Source organism: Pseudomonas sp. H11T01, from assembly GCF_048515765.1.
GTDB lineage: Bacteria > Pseudomonadota > Gammaproteobacteria > Pseudomonadales > Pseudomonadaceae > Aquipseudomonas.
In genome coordinates this window covers 22274-42858 of record NZ_JBLYED010000002.1, presented here as the reverse complement: position 1 = coordinate 42858, position 20585 = coordinate 22274, and the positions used below count along the sequence as shown (strand labels likewise).

At 60.5% G+C, this 20585-nt stretch carries 14 protein-coding genes; 3 read left to right on the top strand and 11 right to left on the bottom strand.

What is annotated here, in order from left to right:
- Positions 1-47 precede the first annotated feature (47 nt).
- From ACN1C3_RS02765 to ACN1C3_RS02755, 3 genes are read left to right on the top strand one after another with little or no spacing between them, the layout of a single operon-like run.
- Positions 48-1439: an efflux transporter outer membrane subunit gene (locus tag ACN1C3_RS02765; RefSeq protein ID WP_419114261.1), complete on the top strand. Its 1392-nt coding sequence runs from the start codon at positions 48-50 to the stop codon at positions 1437-1439.
- Entirely contained in the window at positions 1436-2629 is a 1194-nt protein-coding gene (locus ACN1C3_RS02760) for an efflux RND transporter periplasmic adaptor subunit (protein WP_419114260.1), read from the top strand. The genes ACN1C3_RS02765 and ACN1C3_RS02760 overlap by 4 nt, the downstream gene beginning before the upstream one ends.
- Complete coding sequence (locus tag ACN1C3_RS02755; RefSeq protein WP_419114259.1) at positions 2626-5703, top strand: efflux RND transporter permease subunit; 3078 nt, start codon at positions 2626-2628, stop codon at positions 5701-5703. Before ACN1C3_RS02760 ends, ACN1C3_RS02755 begins: the two co-directional genes overlap by 4 nt.
- 173 nt (positions 5704-5876) lie before the next feature.
- On the opposite strand, the gene ACN1C3_RS02750 is transcribed toward ACN1C3_RS02755, so the two are convergent.
- The 11 genes from ACN1C3_RS02750 to ACN1C3_RS02700 all read right to left on the bottom strand — a co-directional run bounded on the left by ACN1C3_RS02750 (position 5877) and on the right by ACN1C3_RS02700 (position 20575).
- A complete protein-coding gene (locus tag ACN1C3_RS02750; RefSeq protein WP_419114258.1) occupies positions 5877-6494 on the bottom strand; it encodes an LpxA family transferase in 618 nt (205 codons plus the stop codon).
- Between the two features lie 44 nt (positions 6495-6538).
- The gene (locus ACN1C3_RS02745; RefSeq protein WP_419114257.1) at positions 6539-7027 is read right to left on the bottom strand and encodes a GFA family protein; all 489 of its coding nucleotides are present in this window, start codon (positions 7025-7027) and stop codon (positions 6539-6541) included.
- A gap of 144 nt (positions 7028-7171) precedes the next feature.
- Positions 7172-7789, bottom strand: coding sequence for a DNA-3-methyladenine glycosylase family protein (locus ACN1C3_RS02740; RefSeq protein ID WP_419114256.1), 618 nt, complete (start codon positions 7787-7789; stop codon positions 7172-7174).
- 112 nt (positions 7790-7901) lie between these two features.
- A complete protein-coding gene (locus ACN1C3_RS02735; RefSeq protein ID WP_419114255.1) occupies positions 7902-9527 on the bottom strand; it encodes a methyl-accepting chemotaxis protein in 1626 nt (541 codons plus the stop codon).
- A 320-nt stretch (positions 9528-9847) separates the two neighbouring features.
- On the bottom strand, positions 9848-12337 hold the full coding sequence (locus tag ACN1C3_RS02730) for a TonB-dependent receptor plug domain-containing protein (protein WP_419114254.1): 2490 nt from the start codon (positions 12335-12337) through the stop codon (positions 9848-9850).
- Between the two features lie 50 nt (positions 12338-12387).
- Positions 12388-12885: a RidA family protein gene (locus ACN1C3_RS02725; protein WP_419114253.1), complete on the bottom strand. Its 498-nt coding sequence runs from the start codon at positions 12883-12885 to the stop codon at positions 12388-12390.
- A 23-nt stretch (positions 12886-12908) separates the two neighbouring features.
- Positions 12909-14483 (bottom strand): flavin monoamine oxidase family protein, encoded by a 1575-nt coding sequence (locus ACN1C3_RS02720; protein WP_419114252.1) that lies wholly within the window; start codon positions 14481-14483, stop codon positions 12909-12911.
- Between the two features lie 34 nt (positions 14484-14517).
- Positions 14518-16659, bottom strand: coding sequence for a TonB-dependent receptor (locus ACN1C3_RS02715; protein ID WP_419114251.1), 2142 nt, complete (start codon positions 16657-16659; stop codon positions 14518-14520).
- A 493-nt stretch (positions 16660-17152) separates the two neighbouring features.
- On the bottom strand, positions 17153-18112 hold the full coding sequence (locus ACN1C3_RS02710) for a D-isomer specific 2-hydroxyacid dehydrogenase family protein (protein WP_419114571.1): 960 nt from the start codon (positions 18110-18112) through the stop codon (positions 17153-17155).
- A 20-nt stretch (positions 18113-18132) separates the two neighbouring features.
- On the bottom strand, positions 18133-19320 hold the full coding sequence (locus ACN1C3_RS02705; RefSeq protein ID WP_419114250.1) for an acyl-CoA dehydrogenase family protein: 1188 nt from the start codon (positions 19318-19320) through the stop codon (positions 18133-18135).
- 244 nt (positions 19321-19564) lie between these two features.
- Positions 19565-20575 carry an ABC transporter substrate-binding protein gene (locus ACN1C3_RS02700; protein WP_419114249.1) on the bottom strand — a complete coding sequence of 337 codons (1011 nt, stop codon included), beginning with the start codon at positions 20573-20575 and terminating at the stop codon, positions 19565-19567.
- Between the last annotated feature and the right edge of the window lie 10 nt (positions 20576-20585).

Here is a 20585-nt window from a genome sequence, read left to right as displayed (position 1 = left end):
TCGTTACGTTATCTGGAACCTCCAGACCGCCCTTGGCTGCGCTTCGAATGTCCAGGCGATTGATGCTCCTGGGGATGTTGATGCTCAGTGGCTGCTCGCTAGTGCCGGCCTATCATCAACCGGAAGTGCCGCTTGCGCCGACCTGGACCGACCCGACGCTCAGTGCTGCGGCAGTAGGCGGGCAGTGGTGGACGGAGTTTCACAGTCCGGAGCTCGACGCGCTGATCACCCGTGGTCTGACTCAAAACTACACCCTGCAAGCGGCTGTTAGCCGAATCGATGAAGCTCGCGCTTCGGCCCAGGTGGCCGGCGCTGCGCAATACCCGGCAGTGGCTTTGGGCGGCAGTTATCAGCGGAAAAACGGCAGTTCGACGAACCAGACCCGCAGCGTGTTTGCCCAGGCGTCCTATGAAGTGGATTTCTGGGGCAAGCAGCGTGCGACGGCTGACTCGGCCCAGACGCTGGCGCAGGCAAGCGCTTTCGACGCGCAGACCTTGCGCATGACCCTGGGGGCGGCGATTGCCGACAGCTATTTCCAGGTGCTCTCGCTCGAAGAGCGGCTGCGTCTGGCACAGTCGATCGCCGACGACGCGCAACAAGTGCTGGAGTTGGTCCAAGTGCAAGCCAGTCAGGGGGCGGTGTCCAACCTTGAGGTCGAGCAGCAGCGCAACGCTCGTCAGACCTTTCAGGCTGCGGTTCCGACCCTGCGCCAGCAACGTGATCAGGCGCTGTATCAATTGGCGGTACTGGTCGGTGCTCCACCTCAAGGGTTCACCTTGGCTCAGAGCGGACTGGACCGGCTCGACGTGCCAAAGCCTGCGCTTGGATTGCCGATCGGCCTCTTGCGTCAGCGGCCGGATATTCAGGCGGCCGAGGCACGCCTGAAATCGGCCAATTTTGATGTCGGTGTGGCACGAGCGGCGTTTCTGCCCAATCTGTCGCTGGATCTGATGGGCGGCCTCGACACCTTGGCGGGGGGGAACATCTGGAGTGTGGTCGGCACATTGGCCCAACCGGTGTTCATGGGCGGCCAACTGAACGGCCAATTGCACTTCGATCAGGCCCATGTCCAAGAGTTGACGGCCAACTATCGGGAGTCGGTGATCGAAGCCTTGCAGGATGTCGAGACGCAGTTGAGCGCTGCCCATGAACTGGATCAAGCCTATGAGCTGAACCGCGCAGCAGTGACCTCGGCCCGTGAGGCAGCGAGGCTGGCGCAGGTTCGTTACCGTCTCGGCTCGACCGACTTCCAGACGCTCTTGGTCGTGGAGCGCACCCAGTACCAGGCCGAAGACACGTTGCTGCAAGTGCGGCTGCAACATTTGCAGGCCGCAGTCGGCCTGTTTCGCGCACTGGGCGGTGATTTCACGCCAGCCGCCATCTCGGCCAACACGATACCCACTCCGTCTTCTTCAGCTCTTCAGGCCACACGCCCATGAACATTTCGCCTCCTTTTCGCCGCTGGCGCCATGCTGGATTGCTCATCGTCCTGCTGGGCACCGGGTGGGTGATCAGCTATCAATGGCGTGCATCCGCCGAGCCCGCCAAACCGGTGGACAGTGCGGTGCCGGTGGTCATGCAGCAGGCCCGTCAACAAGATCTGCCCATCTGGTTAGAGGCGATCGGTAATGTCCAGCCACTCAACAGTGTCAATGTGCGGGTCAGGGTCGATGGCGAGTTGCAGAAGGTGCTCTTCAGTGAGGGCCAAAGGGTGACTGCCGGTAGCCAATTGGCGCAGATCGATCCGCGGGTTTACCAGGCTCAGCTGGCGCAGGCTCAGGCCGTCGTCGCCAAAGATCAGGCACAACTGGCGAACCTGCGCGTCAGCCTGGATCGGGCCAGTAAGCTGGCGGCGGCCAAGGCCGGACCGACCCAGGATGTCGATACGTACCGCGCGCAGCTGGCGGCGCAGCAAGCCAGTGTGCAGGCCGATCAGGCTGCGCTGGAGAATGCGCGTCTGCAATTGGAATTCACCCGGATAGTGGCGCCACTGACCGGCCGCACCGGTCAGCGCTTGCTGGACGTCGGCTCGATTGTCCATGGCTCGGAGGCGACGGGGCTGGTGACCATCACGCAGATGGACCCGATCTCGGTAGCCTTTGCCGTGTCCCAGGATGAGCTGTCCGAAATCCTAGAAGAGAATGCGCGGCAGCCCTTGCAGGTGGTCGCGATGAGTCGTGATGGTCGGCAACAGATTGCCAGCGGGCACCTGAGCTTCATTGATAGCCAGGTCGCTGCCGCCAGCGGTCAGATTCAGCTCAAAGCCCAGTTCGACAATGCCGATAACAAACTTTGGCCCGGGCAGCTGGTCAGTGCTCGTCTGCTGCTCAACACCCAGCGCAAGGCGACGGTGGTCCCGGTCAACGCGGTTCAGTTAGGACAGAAGGGCGCTTACGTGTACGTGGTCAACGCTGATCAGCGCGTGGCACCGCGACAAGTCCAGGCGGCGGCAGTGGTCGACGGCCAGCAATGGATTCGCGCCGGGCTGCAGCCGGGTGAGACGGTGGTGGTGCAGGGGCAGTCGCGTATCGCTCCGGGGATCAAGGTTTCTGCGGTCGCGACCGACCCTGCGCAAGTCGATACGTCCGCATCGATAGCCGCAAGCGATAGCGTGGAGAGACCGCGATGAAGGCCTTGTCCGGTTTGATCCAGCGCCGCGTCGGCCTGGGGCTACTCGCGTTAGGGGTGATGCTGCTGGGAAGCTTCGCCTATTTTCAGTTGCCCGTAGCGCCGCTGCCAACGGTGGACTTTCCGACGATCCAGGTCACGGCAAAACTCTCCGGCGCGAGTGCCGAGACCATGGCGACCTCAGTGGCAACCCCCTTGGAACGTGCGTTCTCGGCGGTGCCTCAGGTCACGTCGATGACCTCGTCCAGTGCCTCGGGTAAAACCCAGATCGTGTTGCAGTTCGATTTGTCCCGCAACATCGACGGCGCCGCCCAGGATGTCCAGTCGGCGATCAATACGGCCAGCGCCAGCCTGCCTAAAAGCATGACCAGTGCGCCGACCTTCAACAAGGTCAACCCGGCCGAGTTCACCGTGCTGTCACTGGCGCTGATGTCGCCAACCCGCACGCTGCACGAACTGGATCGGTACGCCGACAATTACCTGGCTCAGCAGCTATCGCAGATACCCGGTGTCGGCCTGGTGGATTTTCATGGCGAGCAGAAGCCCGCCGTGCGCATTCAGATTGACCCGGATGCCTTGGCGGCTCGCGGTTTGACGCTGGAAGATGTGCGCAGCGTCATCGGCCTGAGTACGCTCGACCAGCCCAAAGGGAGCCTGGATGGCGCAAGCCGTAACGTAACCCTCAATAGCACCGACCAGTTGCTCGACCCGCAGGGTTATCGTGATCAGGTGGTCGCTTACAAGAGCGGGATGCCGATCAGGCTGGGCGACCTCGGTCGAGTGATCGATGGTGCCGAAGACACTCAGCAGGCTGCCGCCATTGGCGGGGAGCCGACCATCATTGTCGACATCCATAAACAACCGGGTTTCAACGTGCTGGCGACCATTGCGACGATCAAGGCGCGTTTGCCGTCGCTGACGACATCGCTGCCTCGTGACGTGCAGGTTCAGGTGGTGGGCGACCGTACGCAGACCATTGAAGCGTCGGTGCATGACGTGCAATTCACCTTGTTGCTGTCCATCGCGCTGGTCGTGGTGGTGATCTTTGTATTCCTGCGCAAGGCCACCGCGACCCTGATCCCGAGCCTGACCATTCCGCTGTCGCTGGTGGCGACCTTTGCCGTGATGTACCTGCTGGGTTACAGCCTGGATAACCTGTCGATCATGGGGCTGGCGATCGCGGTGGGGTTCGTGGTCGACGACGCCATCGTGGTGATGGAAAACATCGTGCGCCATCTGGAAATGGGCAAGTCACGTCTGCAATCGGCCGTCGACGGCTTGCGCGAAGTCGGTTTCACCATCGTCTCGATGACGGTTTCGCTGATCGCGGTATTCCTGCCGATATTGTTGATGGGCGGGATCGTCGGACGCCTGATGCGCGAGTTCGCGGTCACGGTCAGCGTGGCGATTGTCATGTCCTGCATCGTTTCGCTGACGGTAACGCCAATGCTCTGCGCATGGCTCCTGAAACCACACACCGAGGATCGCCCGGGGCGATTCGCGCAGGTCTGTGAAGCGGGGTTCACACGCTTGCACGAGGGGTACCGACGCAGTCTGGATTGGGTACTGGAGCATCAGCGCCTGACCCTCGCGGTAGCACTGGCGACACTGGTGGCGACGGCTGCGCTGTATGTCTACATCCCCAAGGGGTTTTTCCCGCAGCAGGACACTGGGCTGATTCAGGGGGTTGCCGAAGCGGCGCCAGATATTTCCTCGCGGGCGATGCGCGAGCAGGTCGCGCGCCTGACCGATATCGTCGGTCAGGACCCGGCCGTGGCCAAGGTCTATTTCTGGATCGGGCCCAACCCGACGCTCAGCCAGGGCAAGGTGATGATCAACCTCAAACCCTTCAGTGAACGCACCGCCAGTGCCCAGCAAGTAATCGCCCGGCTGCAACCGCAGCTTGATGCAGTGCCCGGCATCAAGTTGTTCATGCAGGCAACCCAGGACATTCAGATCGGTGGGCGGGCGAGCAAGACCCAGTATCAATACACGCTCCAGGACCCGAACAGCGTTGAGCTGGACCACTGGAGCGCCATCCTGTTGGCGAAGCTCAAGACGCTGCCCCAGTTACAGCACGTCACTTCCGACCAGCAACATGCTGCGCCCCAGGCGACACTGGTGATCGACCGTCCCACGGCGGCGCGGTTGGGTGTCACCGTCCAGGCCATCGATGACGTGCTCTACGATGCGTTTGGACAGCGACAGATCGCGACCATGTTCACTCAGCTCGATCAGAATCATGTGATTCTCGAGCTCGATCCGCGCTGGCAGTTGTCGCTCGATAGCCTTGCGCATTTGTACGTACGTTCAGCGGCTGGCGGTATGGTGCCGTTGAGCCTGCTGGCCAGCGTCAAGAATGAGCTGGCGCCGATCGTGATCAACCATCAGGGGGTGTTTCCGGCCATCACGTTGTCGTTTGACCTGGCGCCCGGTCAAGCCCTGAGCAGCGCTGTCACAGCCATCCAGCAGGCCTCACTGGCAACAGGGTTGCCGGACAGCGTCAGCGGAAGTTTTCAGGGCACCGCCCAGGCCTTTCAGGATTCCCTAAAATCTCAGCCCTGGCTGGTTTTGGCCGCGATTCTGACGGTCTACATTGTTCTCGGCGTGTTGTACGAAAGCGCTATCCATCCATTGACGATCATCTCCACGTTGCCCTCGGCGGGCTTTGGCGCCTTGCTGGCGCTGATCATCTGCGGTCAGGACCTCTCGGTCCTGGGCATGATCGGGATCATTTTGTTGATCGGGATCGTCAAGAAGAACGCAATCATGATCGTCGATTTCAGCCTGGCGGCCGAGCAGCAAGGAATGTCGCCCCGCGACGCCGTGCGCGAAGGCTGCCTGTTGCGGCTGCGGCCGATTTTGATGACGTCTCTGGCGGCCTTGCTGGGCGCGGTGCCGCTGGCGTTCGGTCACGGTGCCGGCTCCGAATTGCGACAACCGTTGGGGATTGCCATCGTCGGCGGGTTGGCGGTGTCACAGCTGCTGACGCTGTACACCACCCCGGTGGTTTACCTCTGGTTCGATCGTTTCAGGCGTCGCAGCGAGGTTGAGCGGTCGCTGGTCAGGAGTTAGAGGTTTACGACTGTTGTGGTGAAGAGGATTGGCCCAGTGCCAGTGGCGTGCCCCAAAAGATCGTCCGAACGCGGCCCGAACCTCCGGCAGCTCACCGGATTTCGTGTACCCGAAAATTATCAGGTGTACGCAGTACCAAGGAGCTGCCGGTTTTTTTGCCATTTGGCTGTGGGTTATTCGTCGATTTCTGCGTCGAATAAGGAGCCACGTCGAATGATCGATCCCGGCAGCAGCAGCGCACCTGGGGCGAGCACTGCATTTGCACCCAGACGTGAACCGTCGCCGATCAGGGCACCGAACTTGTCGCAGCCAGTCGGCAGGAGTTGTGCGTCGATACGTATCTTGATCTCTTTGTCGGCACGCTCATTACGGTAGTTGCAGACTATACTGCCGGCTTCAAGATTAACGCCGGTTCCGAGCACCGAATCGCCAACGAAATTGAAATGTGCGAGTTTGCTGCCGCTGAACATGAATGAAGACTTTAATTCCGCTCCAGGTCCGATAATGCAATGTTTATCAACCCAGCAGCCGCCGCGCAGGTAAGCGCCGGTGGCGACAAAGCAGTGGGCGTCGATAATCAATGGCCCTTTGAGCACGGCGCCGGGTTCGACGATAGCGCTGCGGTGCACCGCGATATCACCCTCGATCCGATAATCGTTGGGGTCCAGGGTCGTGAGCAACTCGCGTACTCGTTCGCTGGAATGGGTTACCAACTCCCAGGGTGGCTGGTCTGCCCAGCGAGAAAGTATAGAGCCAGGAAGGGCTTCGATGAAGGTTGCGATCTGAATCATGGCGGTCCCTGCAGATTGGATTGTCGCCAGAGCCTAAAGCATTTTCATCGCTCCAGCCCAAGCCGCTCGTGCCACTGGGCAATCGATTCTTCGGGATACACTTCGAACTGCTGATCGTTGGTTTGTGCCTGAACCTCCACCCATGACGCTTTCGAACCGAGCATCAGGTGCGTGTGTTCCGGCGGCACCGGCAGAGGCGTGTCGATGGCCGAAGCGAACGGGTGGATCAACTCCGGCCACTCAGGGCTGAACAGCCAGAGCGCACTGCCGCAGAGCGTGCAGAAGTGACGCTCGGCCGTGCTGCTGTGAGCGCGACGATCACCTTCATCCTTGAGCCGGGCGTGATAGATCGCGATCTGCTTGCGGCCGCGGACTTTCAGGCTGTTGGCGTCACCCGCCAGGTTGATCGCATAGCCGCCACCGCCCTGAGTCTTGCGACAGATCGAGCAATAGCAGCGCTGGTAAGGGTAGGGATGTGCGCTGCTCAGGCTGAACGTGACCGCACCGCAATGACAGGAACCTTCGAGCTGCATGGGAAACCTCCAACAGACCAATTGGCGTTTCCATGACAGCGTAGGAGCTGCCGGAGGTTCGGGCCGCGTTCGGACGATCTTTTGATCTTAAACCGGCGCCATGCACACCGCACAAGACCAAGTGACGCTGCAACCCGATCTGGTTCAACGGCTTGGCACTCGCCATAAATACCAGGCTGCCACGGTCCGGTAGGGGCTCCAGGCCTGGCCAAGGTCGATCATTTGTTTGCGGGTCAGCTGTTGTTCCAGGCCTTTGAGGCGGCGATAACCGTCACGCACGCCAAAGTCATCGGCGGGCAGGATGTCGGCGCGTTCCAGGGTGTAGATCAGCAGCATTTCCACGGTCCAGCGACCGACGCCACGCAGGCTGGTCAACCTTTCGATCAGCGCTTCGTCGTTCATCTCCAGCGCCGTCGGATAGTCTGGTACCACGCCATTCAGTGAGGCCTGGGCGATGCCCTGAATCGTCGCGATTTTGCTCGCGGAGAAACCACACGCTCGCAACACATCGAAGTCCGTCGCCAGAATCTGCTGGGCACTCGGGAAATCCTGTTCAGGAAACAACGCCAGTAATCGACCCAGAATCGCATCGCCAGCGCGCGCATGCAGTTGTTGATAGGCAATCGCCCGCACTAACGCCTCGTAGGGATCGCGAGCAGGTTTTGGCTGATGCAGGCAGGGGCCGACGGCTGCGATATGCCGCGCCCAGTCTTCGTCGATCGAGGCCAAAAACGCGCTGGCGTGGTGGTAGGTGTCGGGCATAGGGATTCCTGAGACGGGGGTGTCGATCACGGGGACAGACTAAACTTCAGCCTGCGGTGCCGCACCCCGTCTCTTGCGCTCAAATTTTCCAAGAGGCGCCGGCAAGGCATCTTTAGATGCTGAACCGCTGCAGAATAACGTCCAGTTCGTTGGACATAGCCTTGAGCTCCTGAGTCGTTCGCACGATCGCGCCTTGGGCGGCTGCGTTCTCCTCGACACTTTGCGCCACTCTTTCCACGTTGCAAGCGACCTGTTCACTGGCTGCGCGCTGCTCCTGCAGGGATAAGGAAATGAAACTGACGGCCGCAAGCGATTCGTCCAGTGCGCTCTTGATCCTGCTCATGGATTCGCCTGCGCTTTCTACCAGTTTCTGGCCCTTGGCCACGCGCTCGCAGCCGGCGGCCATGCTGCCTTTGGCTTTGAGCATGCCGTTTTGTATGGCATTGACCAAAGTGACGATTTCTGTGGTGGATTGGGCTGTGCGGGCGGCCAGTCCGCGAACTTCATCGGCTACCACGGCAAAGCCACGGCCTTGTTCGCCCGCTCGTGCCGCTTCGATGGCGGCATTGAGCGCAAGGAGGTTGGTCTGTTCGGCGATGCCCCGAATCACGCCGACAATCAGGCTGATGTCGTTCGACTGGATCGCCAATTGATCGATATCGGATGAGCTTTGCGCAACCAGATCGGCAATCTGCCCCATTTCCTGGATGGACTCGTGCATCACCGCCATGCCGTCGCCGGTGATTTCGCCGGCTTTCTGTGCAGTGCTCTGGGCCTGTCGAGCATTGTCGGCGATGTGGGTGATGCTCACGGAAAGCTGTTCTACCGTCGCGGCCATGGACGAGGCTGTCTCGCTTTGCAGGGCGGCGCTGCTCAGTCCCTGTTCGGAAGACGCAGACAATTGCAGCGTGGCACCCTCGATCTGCTCGGAGGCCTGGCTGATCTTGCCAATCATGTCGCGCAGGCTGTGGCGCATCGCCTGGACGGAGTGCAGAACACCCGTCGACTGCTGTTGCTGATCCAGCTGCGTACCGGCCAGTTTTCCTTGGGCGATATTTGAACTGATGGCGGCCAGTTCCGCAGGTTCAGCACCGAGTTGGCGGCTCAGCAGTCTTGAGAAAAAGAACGAATAGGCCGCGCCCGAGGCCAGCGCCAATGCCAAAATCAGCAGGCTGAATTTGAGATTGGACGTGTAGGCGATCTGGTTGTGTTCGAACTGGCTTTTGGCTTCGACGAGTTGGACCTCGATCAGCTCGGAAAACCTGGCTGACAAGGGATCAATCAGTGGATACAACTGATCAGTCGCGAAGCGTGCGATACCGGCGTCGTCGTTCTGGCGCAGCATGCCCTGCAATAGTTGTAATGGCCCGTGGGTGGCTTCCATCAGCGGGTTGATTTGCGCGATAAGACGCGTTTCTGCCGGGATCAGTTGCGTCGATTTATAGGCTTGCCACGTCTGATCGATTTCCCTCTGGGCTTGCTCGATCTGGGTCAGCGATTGAGCTTTGGTGAAGTTGCCATTGCGTGCCTTGTGGGTGGCATCGACGATGTTCACCGCATACAGGTCGGCGATTTTTTTCAAGTCCCGCAGTGGCACGACTCGATCGAGGTACACAGTCTCCAGACCGCCTACAGCGGATTTCATTCCATAGAGTCCAAGCCCGCCGACACACAACAATCCCAGCAGTAAAGCACTGGTCAGCAGAAGCAGATGAGTCCTTATTTTCCAGCTTTCCATAGTCCGTAATTCCTAATTCAGCTTATACAGGAGGGCGATCGAGAGGTCAGAGTCTGTTGCTGCATGGCGCAGTAGAGGCACAGTGACATCATGTGCTGTATAGACCAAAAAAACCCTTGCATTACCGGCGAGTATTTACGTATTTGCGACTATCGATAGGGTGACATTGGATGCCTGAGGCGGCACGGGCGAGATCGCCAGGATCGCAGCCTGCGGCAGCTACACCAACCGTGTACACCCGAGAATCAACGGCTGTACACACATCCCGTAGGAGCTGCCGCAGGCTGCGATCTTTTGATCTTGATCTGGCTTCTGAGGTATCAGAACGCGTATTGCACGCGGGTGTAGTAATAGCCGCCGGTGAAGCCAAAAGGTGAAAAGCTGCCCCAGTTGTCGCCGAACGAGGAGTTTTTTACGCCGATGTGGTCGGGGTATTTGTCGAACAGGTTCTGTGCGCCGACGGCGACTGTCAGCTGCTTGTTGATCGCGTAGGCCACGTCGAGGTCGGTGATCCACTTGGCCGAGTAGGTGCGGTCCAGGCTCGGATCGCTCGAACTGTTGACCTCGGTGTACTTGCCATAACGGATCAGTCGCAGGTTGACGTCGAAGTCGCTGATCGCCCAGTCGGCAGCGAAGATCATCTTGCTGCTGGGGGAGGTTTTGGTGATCAGCGCTCGCGACTGGCGTCCGAGCAATTGAAAGTTGCTGCCCAGGGCGGCGAGTTGCTCCGGCGTATCGTTCACGCTGAGGATTTGCGTGTGGTTGTAGTTCAGCGCTGCAGTCCATTTCACCGAGCCGAAGCGGTTCAGGTCCTGCCGATAGTTGCCCACCACGTCGACCCCGGAGGTGCGGGTGTTGGCACCATTGGTGAAGAACTGCGCACCGGCCGTGGCGGGCACGCCGATGCTGTCGAGCAGGGCAGCGACTCCCGGACCCTGGAAACGCTCGCTGAGCACCAGGCGGTCACGCAGGTTAATCACATAGCCGTCCACGGTCAGGCTCAGGTCGTCGCTTGGGGTCAAGGCGAAACCGAGGCTGAAGTTGGTCGAGCGCTCGGGTTTCAAGGCCTTGGCCCCGAGGGCCTGGGCGCCTGCCGAGTCCACCGGGAGGATTACGTAGTTGTAGGACTGGTAAACGCCATTGATGGTGTCGAACCCGGTCGAGCGTGCGGTGAAGATCTCATTGGCCAGCGACGGCGCGCGAAAGCCATTGCTGAGGGTGCCGCGCACCGAAAACACCGGGTTGAATTCGTAGCGGGTGCTGAGCTTGCCGCTGCGGGTGCCGCCGACGCCTTCGTTATAGTGCTCGTAGCGCCCGGCAACGCCCAGGTACCACTGCTCCACGGGGTAGAAACCCAGGTCAACGTAGCTGGCGACGCTGTTGCGACTGACCTTCTGCGCATCTTGCGGGGTAATGCCGTTGGTGACCTGAGCGCCCGGATCGGGACGTTGCCCGGCGCGCGGATGGCCGGCCGGGAACACGTAACCGCCGTCGATCCAGGAGGCCTCGGAACCGGCGCGAGTCTCGTAGCTTTCACGCCGATGCTCGAAACCGAAGGCGACGTCCATTGGCTTGGCCAGACCGATCTCGTAGCTGTTTTTCAGATCCAGGTTGCTGGTCAACTGGTCAGCGATAAAGATGCCGGAGGTGAACTTGTTCGGGGTGTTTTCGCCCAATGACGGGTTTTGGTTGTTGTAGGTGCGCTGCTTGGCGTAGTTGCGCCCATAGGTGCTGCTCAGGTCCCAGGCCCAGCCGCCGATATCGTCGCCCTTGGCACCGAAGGCGGACTGGAAGTCGGTTTCGTTGACCAGCCAGTAAGGGCTGTAGCCGTCGGGGAAACCGTTGGGGCCAGTGGTGATGGTGTTGCGGCCGTTGGGCAGGCGGAAGTTCTGACCGTCATTGTTCTCTCGTGTCGCCACCGTCGAGAAAGAGTAGAGCGTGACGGCATCGTTCAGCGGCAGGTCGAGGTTGTAGGCGGCATCTGCCAATTGGCTGCGGGGCAGGCCGTAGCCTTTGTAGGTGTGGTGGCTGGCGTCGGCCTCACGCGGGTCGGGCGAACCATCGGCCTGCGGATAGTAATGGGAGGTGTAGCCGTTGCTGCCGGCCTTGTTGTCACGCTCCTGGTAACGGGTGTCGAGCGAGACATTGAGCACGCCGGCTTCGCCGACCTGAAAACCGTAGTTGAGCGCCTCCTGCCCGGTACCGCGTTTACCGTCGTAGCCCTGGCCGAGGGTCGTGTCGGAACTGCCGCCGGTGGTCTGCTTGAGGATGATGTTAATCACCCCGGAAATCGCATCCGAGCCGTATTGGGCGGCCGCGCCGTCACGCAGCACCTCGATATGATCGATGGACGCCACCGGGATCAGGTCGAGGTCGCTGGGGGCCGCGCCGCTGTTGATCCCGTTGATGTTCAATGTGGCGCTGGTATGCCGACGTTTGCCGTTGACCAGCACCAGCACATGGGATGCTGTCAGCCCCCGCAGGGTGGCCGAGCGAACCACGCCGCTGGCATCCCAGCCCGCGCGGTCGGGCAGGTTGAAGGAGGGGATAAATTTGCTCAGCGCCTCCAGCAGGCTCGGTTTACCCACCGAACGCAGTTGTTCGCCGGTCACCACGTCGATCGGTGTCGGGCTGGTGGTCACGGTTCGTTGCACCGTGCCACGGTTGCCCGTGACGACGACCGTATCGAGGGTCGGAGAGCCGCTTTCGGCGGCCTCGACGTTGAACGAGGCGAGACCGCAGGCAATCGACAGTGGCAGTAATAAAGGACGATAGGCAGGCGCTGTACGGCGCTCTTGGTGTTTGAACATGGGGGTGGAGCTCCTGACGTACCGGGTGAAAGAACCCAATGAAATCCGTGTCACTTCTTGCGAGCGGCGATGGCTTCGATTTCAACCAGGCCGCCGGGCAGCGGCAGGGCCACCACCTGAACAGCGGTGCGTGCCGGTTTGTGCGGTTGCGTGGCACTGCCGAAAAACGGCGTATAGCCTTCCTGCAGCCCGGCGAAATCCAGCTTGCCGCCCTTGGCGGGATCACCCACCAGGAACACCCGCAGTTGCACCACATCACCCAGGTCCAGGCCCTGACTCTGCAATACGCCTTTGAGCTTGTTGAGGATTGAAGTGGTCTGGGTCGCGGTATCGCCGTAAGCGGCAAAGGAGTCCTTCGGCGCGTTCGGGTCGTGCAGGTCGGCGAGCAGGCCGCTGACGAACAACAGGTCAGTTTGCGCGGGCACCGACACCGCGAGGGAGATCGGGAAATTGGAGTTGGGCAGGGCGATGCGTTTGATCTCGTCGGCCTGGCTGCTGAGGGCGGTCGCGGTCATGAGGATTCCTGTGAGCAAAGTCATGGTTTTCATCGTTCAGTCCTTTATTGAAAGTGTCAGGCGGCAACGCCCTGTGGATTGCGTTCGGCATGCCGGCCGATCAGTGAAACGATGCGTCGGGCCGAGTCGGCGGCGCTGTTCTGCCAAATGCCGACGCCGCCATGGGCAAGGGCGTCGCTGGCCAGATACGTGCGGCCCTGGGGTTCGTTGAGCAGCTGGTAGGCGCTTTCGCCAACCTCGTCGTTGACGATCCACGGACCTTGGCTGAAGGGCACCTTGGACCAGTTGATGGCCACCGGTTTTTGCAGCTTGGCGCTGTGCCCAGCGTGCAGCAGCTCGACCGCTTGACGGGAGGAGGCAAACTGCTCGGCGAGGGATTTTTTGCTGAAGGCCTGGGCTGATTCGCTGGTGTTGTAAGCCGCCACCAGAATGCCCTGGGCACTGTTCAGGCGATCACTGGGGTACCACAGGCCTTTGACTTCATGGTCCAGGTAAGACAACCCGCCGTAGATGTTGAAGTCGGTCTCCCAGAACCGCGGCGACTGCCAGGCCACTTTGTTCGCCTGATCGCTTTGAGCGCTGAGAATCGCTTGCTTGAAGGGCAAACTGAAGTTGCTCGGCAGTTTGGCCAGCAGTGGTAGAGGAACCGTCACCACGGCGTAATCGGCATTCAGGGTTTGAGTCCTGCCGCTCTTGCGATCACGGTAAGTGATGCGACTGCCTTGTTCCGAGGTCTGGATGTCGCTGACTTCGGCGTTGAACTGCACAGCGTCCTTGAGCTTTTCGTAGAACGCATAGGGAATCCGGTCCATGCCACCGACTGGCTGGAACATGGTCGAGGAAAACTCCGGGATTTCATCGAACACCAACGCACCCCAGAGCTTGGGATTGAGCAGGGTCTGCAGTTCCAGCGGCGCCCGGGTGATGCCGGTTTGATCACCGGCGCCGGGCAAGCGTGTGTAACCCGAGCGCACCGAACCCTTGTATTGGAAGTCGGCATTGAGGTCGCCATAGACCTTGAGGAAATTCAGCAACGCCTGACGGTCGTCGACGCTCAGATCCTGATCCAGGGCTTTGCGGCTGACGGTGCGCGCCAGCAATTCAGAAAGCTGCCCGCGAGTGTCGTTGACCGCCTGGCGCAATTGGAAGGCCGGTTGCTTGACGTCCGGCAAGGCCAACGCATTGCGACTGCTGTTGACCAGTACCTGCAGCTCTACGCCCAATTCGCGGCAGTAGCCGAGGATCGTCTGGTGGTGGCTGGGAATGCGTGCGGGACCTGCATTGAAAAAGTGCCCGTCATCGAAGTCGACGGTCTGGCTGACGCCATCGTCGAAGTCGACCTTGGTGCCTCGACGCAGCGTCCAGTTACGCCCGCCAACCCGCTCGCGGGCTTCAAGAATGGTCACGCTAAAGCCGGCTTTGCGCAGCTCATAGGCACTGACCAGTCCTGAGATGCCGGCGCCGACCACCACCACATGCTTGCCTTTGCCACTGCTGCCCAGTTGCAGCGGGGTGAAGCTTGCAGCCACGGCCTGAGGTGTGAGCCCCAGAGCGCTGAGTGCACCGACGGCAGCGGAATAGCCACCGACGGCGGCAATGCGGGATATCAGTTCCCTACGGGTGAAAGCCATAGTGTTGCTCCTTGGAGTGCTTGTCTGTGAGGGGTTAGAGGTCGTAGCGCACGGACAACAAAAGGGTTCGCGGATCGTTGATGGCGTAGAAGCGGGCACCACTGGAGGGCACGAAGCCGACCGATTGCGGATACGCACGATCGAGCAGGTTTTTCACCGCGAGCGTGGTGGTCCAGTGACCGTCGCCGGAGATGTAGCGGGTGTTGGCGTTCCAGAAGGTCTGCTGGGGGATTTCCTGGATGTCGTCGTTCAGCGCGTTGGCGAAGGACTTGGTCTGGAACTGGGCATCGGTGCCGGCCAGCCAGGTGCCGGGCAATCCGGCAGGGATGGTGTAATTCAGGCCCAGGCTGGCGTTCCAGCGCGGTGAAAACACCAACTGCTTGCCATTGGCGTCGACACCTGCACCACCGGCGTTTTGGAAGTCGTCGTACTGGCTTTGCAGGTAGCCTAGGTTGGCGGTCAGTTGCAGGTCGTTGGTCAGTGCCGTGAGGGTTTCCAGCTCGGCACCGTAGGTGTGCGCCCGGCCGACGTTGGTCCGCAGGCTGACACCCAGCGCCGGGTCGTAGGCGTTGGTCTGCAGGTCCTTGTAGTCGTTGTAGAACAGCGCGAGGTTGGCGCGCAGACGGCGGTCGAAGAAGTCACCTTTGAAGCCGGTTTCCCAGGTGGTCACGTCTTCCGGAGAGAACGCCTGCTCGGCGGCGGCGCGGGTCGGAGCACGGTTGTCGTAGCCCCCGGCCTTGAACCCCTTGGCCACGTAGGCGTACTGATTTAGATGCGGTGTCCAGGCGTATTCGAAGCCGATTTTCGGGCTGGTGGACTGCCAGGATTTGCTCGATTCGGCGGTGAAGTTGACGCCGGTGATCTGCCGGTTGGTGTTGATCGCAAAGTTGGTGTAGTCGAAGTTCTTGTGCTCGCGGGTAAAGCGCAGCCCGGCGATCAGCGACAACTGCTGCGTGAGCTTGTAACTGCCCTGACCATAGAGCGCGTAGCTTTCAGTAGTGGTGGTGCTGTCCTGGCCCTGGCCGATGACCCGGTTGCGGGCGATGGAAAAGGTGAGGTTGTCGCGGTCGGCGTCGAACTTCTCGCGGTACAGGTACAGGCCGGTGCTGAAACTGAAGTCGTCGTAGTCGCCGTTGAGCTGGAACTCTTGGGTGGCGTAGTTTTGTTTGTAGAGGATCAGGTTGTTCTGGATCAGCGCCGCCTGACCTGAGTTGTCATAGTCCACGGGCTGATGGAACGCCGAATAGGCGGTCACCGATTTGAAGTTCAGGTGATCGTCGATGGCATAAATCGCGCGCAACACCGAGCTGCCCTGATCGAGGCGGTTCTTCGGGTTGAGGCTGCTGTAACTCTTGAACTTGTCGAAGTGGCCGTCGGCGTCGAAGGGCGTGTAGCTGGTGGTGTCGCCACGGTCGAAGGTGCCCGCGACCGTCAGTTGTACATCCCACGGCGAATCGTCGGGCTTGTAGCGCAGCTTGCCGCGATAGGACTGGATATCAATGTTGTTCACATCGGTGTCGCGGGTGGGGTCGGAGACGGTGCCGTCACGGGTCAGGCGAATCGCCGAGAAACTGCCGAACAGTGCGTTGTCCACCAGCGGGCCGCTGATCAGCAGCCGCCCGTTCTGGGCGTTGTAGTTACCGGCGCCCAGCTCGAAGAAACCACGGGTTTCCTGGGTGGGATCGCGGGTGATCACGCGGATCGCGCCGGCGCTGCTGTTGCGTCCGTAGAGGGTGCCTTGCGGGCCGCGCAGGACCTCGACGCGCTCGACGTCGTTGAAGTCGAGCATCGAAGAAATGGCCCGCGGGATGTACAGATCGTCGGCGTAGACCGCGACCGCCGACTCCTGGATCGGATCGGTCTCACCGATACCGCGAATCCCATAGGTCTGGGCGCTGTAGGAGATCGACTGGCGGCTCAGGGTCAGGTTTGGCACCTGCCCGGAGAGGTCGCGAATGCTTTTGATCTGCTTGTCTTCAAGGGCCTTTTCGTCGAATGCGGAAATCGCCAGTGGCGTCTTCTGCAGGTCTTCGGAATGGTGTTCGGCGGTGACGGTAACAACAGGCAGGGCACCATCCTTGGTGTTTTCTTCGGCGTGGGCCGACAACCCGGAAACCGCCAGCACCACGGCCAGCGTCAGACGGTTTAACGGGGAGTGATGGAAGGTGTTGTGCATGGTGAACCCCAGGTGTGTAAGTGCTGCATTGGCGTCGTTATTTTTTTGGGCAAAGCGTTGCCGGGGCCATGGTTTTAAAGCCATGGCAGTGGCGGCTTGAGCCTGTTTTGGGTTTGGGTGTTGCTGTTGACCGTGGAGTGGTGTCGGCCGGAAAAACGTGCAGTTCCGTGGGCCTCCACCTGGTCAGGGGTCGGTGATGGTTGTAACAATATTTGTATAAGCGGGCGCTGTAAAAGTCTGAATAGTTATAAGGTAATTATTAAAAAATGGCATTTAGTTTTAAAATTAAATGCGTAAAGCTGATTTTGTTTGTGGCTCTGAGGAAGGGCGCTACGCGGGGGAGGGGTTTGTCTGTTGATCGTTCCCACGCTCTGCGTGGGAATGCAGCCCGTGACGCTCTGCGTCACATTCAGAGCGGACGCAGAGCGTCCAGGGAGGCGTTACCACGCGGAGCGTGGGAACGATCACTCGGGGGTGGGGGCGTTGGGTTGTCCTAATACCCGCGCTGTACGTCCGCCAGATTCTCGGGTGTCAGGCCGTTGAGAAAGCGCTCGAGATTGGCCAGGAAACTGTCGGCAATCTCATGGCGGCTGTTGCTGGAGATCGCCGAGGTATGCGGCGACAGGCGTACCCGTGGATGGGAATAGAGGGGGTGTCCGTCCGGCAGTGGTTCGGGCTCGGTGACGTCCAGCGAGGCCAGGCCGATACTTCCGGTCTCCAGCGCCTCAAGCAAGGCCCCATGGTCGAGCAGACCACCACGGGCGATGTTGATCAGGTGCAGACCGGGTTTGGCGCTGGCGAGCACGGCACTGTCGACGATATGCCGGGTGTCGCGGGTCAATGGCGCGGCCAGCACCAGGTGATCGGACTGAGCGAACAGTTGGTGAATATCCCGTGCCGCTTCAACGCCTTCAACCTCGAACGGCGTCTGACTCTGACGCAGCGCCAGCACATTGATACCCAGGGCGTGGGCTTTGGTCGCCAGACTGCGGCCAATGGCACCAAAGCCAAGAATCCCCAGGGTGGTGCCCTTGAGCGGCGTCAGCGCGCTGAAGTTCCATTGCGCGTCATGCACCCAAATGTCCGGTAGCCGCTTGGCGGCGGCGAAGATGGCCGCCAGGGCGAACTCGGCGATGTTTTCGGCGGCGCTGCCGCGAGAGGTGCTCACCGGCGGGCCGTCGAACAGCCACTGTGGGTAGAAGTCGATGCCCGAGGACACCACTTGAATCCACTTCAAACCATAGGGCCAGCCCGGCGGTGGCGTGTCCGGGGCCTGATAGCCACGGACGTTGATCGGCCGCGCCAACAGAATGCCGACTTCAGCCGGTAAGTCGCTGGGGACGCCAGCCGGTACGCTGAGCACCCGGGCCTCAGGGTGCGTTTGCGCAAGGCGCTGGCGGATAACCTCATTGAAGTCTTCATCCAGCTGACTGGCGATTATTATCTGACGCAGTGGCTGATTTCTTGGCTGGCTCAATGGCGTGCTCCTTGCTGACGTTGGGCGAAGACGGCTTTGCCGACACCTTGCAGAACGGCATCGTTCTGGGGCGTGTGAACGCGACTGCAGAGCACATCGCGGTAGTGCCGTTGCAGTGGATTTTTGCGTGACAGGCCGGGATTGCCGCTAGCCTCGATGGCCAGCTCGACGGCGCGGATGGCGTTGCCGGTCACCAGGAATTTCAGTTGCGCCGCGTTACTCGCTGGCGTGTGCCCCTCAGCGGCGGCGTCGAGCAGGCTGCGGTTGGCGAACAGCAGGGTGTCGATGTGCCCGACGGCTTCCTGAAAGCGCGGCAGGGTTGATAGCGACGCACCGAGGTTGGACGGCTTGCGCTGTTCCAGCCAGCCCACCAGCCAGTCACGAGCAGCTTGAGCAACCCCGTCGTAGACCGAAGACAGCAACACCGACATCCACAGATAGCCATCACCATCGAGTTCGGGTTGCGGAGCGCTCCAGGGGCTGACGCTGACCGCATGTTCCAGCGGCACCAGTACGTCGTGGAAAACCACCTCATGGCTGCAGGTGGCGCGCATGCCGAGATGGTCCCAATCCTCGATGATGCTGATGCCGGGGGTGTCCTTGTGCACCAGCCAGGCACCGACCAACGGGTCTTCGTCGTCGCTGCGCGCCCAGACACTGAACCAGCTCAGGCCGTGGCTACCGGTGGAGTAGATTTTTCTGCCGCTGATCCGCCAACCCTCGGCGGTGCGCTGTGCCACGGTTCCCGGCAGGCCGCCGCGAGCTGGCGTGCCAAGATCGGGCTCGACCCGCAAGGCGTTGATCAATGCACCGTGTTGGACGGCGTCTTGAGCAATCTGCAAACGCAACGCCTCGGGCCAGCTGCGACTGTCTTGCAGGCGTGCATGCTGGATGTACTGCATGACCAGAATCAATGCCGTTGAAGGTTCACCTTTGGCTATTGCACTGATGGCCTTGCGCGCTTGCACCAGGTTCGCGCCGCCACCGCCAAGCGCCTTGGGCACTGTCAGTGCGACCAGACCGTGCTCCTGCAGCAACGTGAAATTGTCCCACGGGAACGCGCCGTTCTCGTCATACACGTGTGCATTGGCGGCCAGTTGTTCGCTGATGCGTTCGAGCAATGCCTCGAAATGGGCCGCCTCGACCGATCGCAGCAGGGGGGGATGTTGAGAAGAAAGACTCATGGGGAATTCACTCGATAAAAAAGGTGAGAGTCGATGTTTTGACGATCAATTGTGGCAAGGGGGGCTTGCCTTAATACCTGCCAGTTAAGGTGCAGACTCCGTGGGAGCGGGCTTGCCCGCGAAGAACGATTACGCGCAGTGCCTGAAAAACCGCGGTGGTCGCTTCGCGGGCAAGCCCGCTCCCACAGGTTTTGCGCTCGACCGGAATTAGGGAAAACCTGGTCCATATCGATATGCGTCTGCCTCACACCGGCAGCAGCCGAAAGCTTTTGTCCCACAATGGGCTGACATCGAGCCGCTCGCTCAACACCCCGGCATCGAAGAACACATCAGCGACTTCCTGCTGAGAGGCGATGGCCTGATCGTTGACTTCGATGACCTTGTAGGGTTGGCTGCGGCTGTTGTACACGTCGAGAAACACCGCTTTGTCGACGCCCAGCAACTGCGCCGATTTGGTTGCCCAGGGCTCGGGGTTGTCGTTGATCCATTGCAGCGTGCGGGTTTGCCGTTGCAGGTAGTCCTGGATCGCCTGCTTGCGCAGCGGATCCTCCAGTGCGGCAGGTCGCGCGGCCATCAGGTAGTTGCCGGACAAGTACCCCTGCGCGGTTTTCAGCACGCGGGCGCCACTGCGGAATTTCGCCAGCTGGATAAACACGCCATAAATCACCCACGCATCGAGCTGACCGCTCTGGAAGGCACTGAAGCCGTCCTGGGGTGTGAGCGCCACCGCCGTAATGTCGTTCATGGTCAGGCCCTGTTCCTTCAGCGCCTTGATCAGAAAGTAATGCGAGGTGGTGGAGCGCACATAACCGACCCGTTTGCCGCGCAATTGCTCGACCGACTCGACTTTCGAGTCCTTGGGAATCAGGAACACCTGATTGTTCACGTCACCTTGCAACACCGCGATGAGCCGTGGCTGGCGATGACTCTGGATCGAGAAAATCGGTGGAATCTCGCTCATTGAACCAATGTCCAGGCTCCCCGAGGCCAGTGCTTCGACGATCAGATTGCCACCGGCGAATTCCGCATAGTCGACTTTGTAAGGGCGACTGGAGGTGCCGGCTTCGTCGGTGAAATACGAGTCCTGGCCCTTGTAGGTGGCGACGCCAAGGGTCAGGTCGGACAGGTTTTTTTCCAGGGCAAAGGCCCGAGAGCTCAAGCCCAGAGAGGACAAACCCAACACCCCGAGCGCGACCGAACTGGCCGTCAGGAAGTCGCGACGATTGAACGATCCCGGCAGGTTTTTTTTCATCATGGTCAGGCTC